Source organism: Bartonella sp. CR84HXZ (genome assembly GCF_042194535.1).
GTDB classification, from domain to species: Bacteria; Pseudomonadota; Alphaproteobacteria; order Rhizobiales; family Rhizobiaceae; genus Bartonella; species Bartonella grahamii.
The window spans coordinates 1-1,144 of record NZ_JBHIMY010000091.1 but is presented as its reverse complement, the minus strand read 5'-3'; the positions used below and the strand labels follow the sequence as shown (position 1 = coordinate 1,144).

Sequence of the window (1,144 nt, the reverse complement as noted above, 5' to 3'; positions counted from 1 at the left end):
CCCCCATAGGTTTAAGCAGCTTTTGCCAAAATCTTTTGCATCTCTTGTTCTATTTCCCCTAAAAAGATTTCGACCGCTTTATTGATCTCTTCAATGTGTTTCTCATCACGGTTGACGCGTTTGATTTTCATTCTCAAACCAGTAGATTTGCCTACAAAATTTGGATTATAGCTCATGAAATGACACCATTTGCGTCCTGTGCACGCCATTTGGAATTGCATCTGTGCGATATATTCAGGCTTGATTTCGTCATATATAAAGAAGCGCAAATGCGTGGTTGATTGTGGGCATTTGACCTCAACTAAGCCGTCCTCTCCAATGAACCCATCAGGACTTGCACCCGCCATTTTCATTTTTGGGTGTGGGATAAACCCGCATCTTGTGACTTCTGCGTCATAAATGAATTCATATTCTCTCAAGGCATTCTCTTCATGTTCAATGCCCCATTGCATAGCCGCTGTTGTATAAGATTGGCTTATTTCACCTATTAAGCGTTCTGTCATGAGTTTGATTTTGTAGTCTTCATATTTGCTTGTAGGCAAACCTTTTGCTGTCTTACTGAGTACGTTGTAAACGTTTGAAGCAGTGACTTTTCCTAGCCTTGCTTGAAACCATTCTGCTGTTCGTTGCTCCATCTCACACCGCCGTTTGTTGTTGAGTTGGTGCATATTCAATATCTTGTATAGGTGCATCTAATTGCTCTTGTTGTGCTTTATTCATTTGCTTTCGTTGCTTTTTTTCAAAGAAAACAAAGCGATTTGTGCTTGTTTATAAGACATATCTGTTAGATTTTTTACTCCTATGAAAGAGAGAAGCCTACTTTCTTCAGATTGTGTTTTTTTAATTAATTCTTTGATTTCATTCATCTGTTCAGGAGAGATACCTGCAAGAAGCGTGTTGCCATCTGTATCGTCTTCTTTTCTTGCAACATTAAGAAGCATGCCTAAGAGATATCTACGTGCGTAGGTGAGAGTAGAACCAACCGCTTGTATGTTATTTTTGCCTCCTGTAGCGTCAAAAGGAAATGTTCCTTCTGTTGATATTTCATTGCCTGATATATGCTTTAAAGTCATTTCTACAGTTATGTCATTTGAACTCTGGTCTTTGATACGAGAGAACAAGGCAAAGTGATATTTTGCAAGAG

At 38.9% G+C, this 1,144-nt stretch carries 2 protein-coding genes; both read right to left on the bottom strand.

Going from position 1 to position 1,144, the window contains the following annotated elements; all coding sequences use genetic code 11:
- Positions 1 to 11: 11 nt before the first annotated feature.
- Positions 12 to 635: a lambda exonuclease family protein gene (locus ACFIKD_RS09505; RefSeq protein ID WP_375644576.1), complete on the bottom strand. Its 624-nt coding sequence runs from the start codon at positions 633 to 635 to the stop codon at positions 12 to 14.
- Between the two features lie 81 nt (positions 636 to 716).
- Positions 717 to 1,144: ERF family protein (locus tag ACFIKD_RS09500; protein ID WP_375647913.1), on the bottom strand; the 428-nt coding region annotated here is incomplete at its 5' end.

Bases quoted from the DNA above. Each gene is read 5' to 3' on its own strand.
- ACFIKD_RS09505 (WP_375644576.1), bottom strand. From the start codon at position 635: ATGGAGCAACGAACAGCAGAATGGTTTCAAGCAAGGCTAGGAAAAGTC.